The sequence below is a fragment of the Massilia sp. BKSP1R2A-1 genome (assembly GCF_050586525.1).
Lineage (GTDB): Bacteria > Pseudomonadota > Gammaproteobacteria > Burkholderiales > Burkholderiaceae_D > Telluria.
This window is the reverse complement of record NZ_JBOBRE010000034.1, coordinates 1-1,923: the sequence shown is the minus strand read 5'-3', so window position 1 is coordinate 1,923 and position 1,923 is coordinate 1. Positions and strand designations below refer to the sequence as shown.

The window sequence follows — 1,923 nt, the reverse complement described above, 5'->3', positions numbered from 1 at the left end:
GTCACGCTGGACGATTGGACTCCTGGGCAATCTCACCAGTGCTACTACGAATACCTACTTTCTGGCATATCCACCAGTAAGCAAGCCCACTGGCGAGCCCCGACCCAAGGTAATTCAACGAATCATACAGACCGGATTGCGCCCAACGGACGGATGTGAATGGCTCAGCAAGCTCGATCCACATAGGTACGGCACAAATAAAGCCAGTTATTCCGAACTGCCACCAACGCGTCAGACGCAATTTCCAGAACAAGAACGCAAGCGGCAGGCCGAAGATGAGTGCAGCAATTATCGCGAGTGGGAAGCCAATGAACCAAACCAGCGGTAGCGCACACCAAGTTCCTGTTCCGTGCGCAAGCCCAACGCCGCAGGTGGTGGAGGTAGCTATGGCCACACCAATAACGGCGGCGACCCCAAGCATCGACATAGTACGGAACACTGACTTGACGGTTAGACGCACTTTTTCCATGATGCAGTGAAGTTTTACGGACAGAGCCAATCTACGAACGGCCACTCTTGGCGATCTCGGCTCTTGAGCTCAGCATAGCAGGTCGCCAGGACCAAAAAATCGCAGACTGTCACGGAGGACCGAATCCGACCCGAAGCGGACCTGCACGAGACCCCAGCTTCCGCTCTGCAACTCAGGGGTGCTCGGCACTCTCATATTTGGTGCAGTCGATAACCATCTCTGTAACCTTTCGGCATTTCGGGCGCAAGTTTAAAGCGTCAGGGTTAGCGGCAATAAATTTTGAAACTGAGGGGATACTGTATGTGGTAGCACCATAGCACCCGTTCTTGCTTCTACTTTTATTTGTGCACGCGTATGTGACCGATACGGACACATCCGATACCTTGTGATCGAATGAAGTACTGAGTGCCATGAACTCCGTACTTGAAACCGAATTCGTAATCCTTGCAATCACCTTGCCAGCTGTATTCTTTACCGTAACTTCGGTGGTGCTTGGACCGAGCGAAGAATGTTGATTGCGCACATGCTTGGGGTAGCGCCAATCAAGCGAAGAACCAACATTGTCTTTCGTGATGGCGAATTTGAACCCCAAGGACTTCATTTCCGACCTCGTAGGCTCTACGTATTCCGGGGGAACACCTGCAAATGCGCTGAATATCGTGAGCGGCATGCAAACGTAAAATACGAACAACATGGTGCAAATCTTCATATGCGCTTTTCTCCAAAATGTGCGGAGGCTGCTTTTGGCCGAAGGCGGCCGTCGAGCTCAGCATAGCAGCTCGCCAGATGCGAAAAGTCGTTGACTGTCACGAAGGACCGGACCCGACCCGGAGCAGACGTTAAGCGCATCTTTTATCCATCAAGCAATAAAGAAGGCTACCGGTAGTAAATACTGGAAAATGTTAATCCTGGAAAATCTTCGTATGATTTTGGCAGGTAACCCCATATTCTTAGAACGTCGGCGCGCACCTCAAATTCAAAGCCAATGTTTTTGACAGCTCTCGATATCTCGTCTGTGTTGTCTACAGGAGTAAGGAGCCGTCCTCCAGCTTTGGTTTTCAGGCCGATGTCGAACCATTCGACTGTCGAGAATGGGAATGGAAGATGATAGAACCATTCGCGGTCCCAACTGGAGATGCGGCCGTTGTCAAGAGTCTTAAATCGATAAAACGGCCGCCATTCCTGGCTGTGACGGAAGTGATTGATCAGTTCATTCCAACGAGTATTGTTTGACGCGCGGGACAGATTTCTTTTAGCAACAATCGCATTGATTTTCTTCCTCGTTGCGTCATCGTAGCCCGCGCTTGCAGTCGGTAGCTGGTCCATGGTTGGCTAAATAATGGTTCGTCAATGGATGTCTGCTTCCGGCCGAAGGCGGCAGTTGAACTCAGCGTAGCAGGTTGTTTGGTGCGAAAAGTCGCAGACTGTCACGAAGGACCGGATCCGACCCATTA

2 protein-coding genes are annotated in these 1,923 nt (G+C 51.0%); one reads left to right on the top strand and one right to left on the bottom strand.

The annotated features are described in order from the left end of the window. Positions 1-328, top strand: a 328-nt coding sequence (locus tag ACQ7JA_RS24930) for a hypothetical protein (RefSeq protein ID WP_430902396.1), incomplete at its 5' end; no start/stop codon positions are given. Between the two features lie 1,017 nt (positions 329-1,345). Here the strand turns inward: ACQ7JA_RS24930 and ACQ7JA_RS24925 are convergent. Then, positions 1,346-1,795, bottom strand: coding sequence for a DUF6678 family protein (locus ACQ7JA_RS24925; protein WP_430902395.1), 450 nt, complete (start codon positions 1,793-1,795; stop codon positions 1,346-1,348). Positions 1,796-1,923 lie beyond the last annotated feature (128 nt).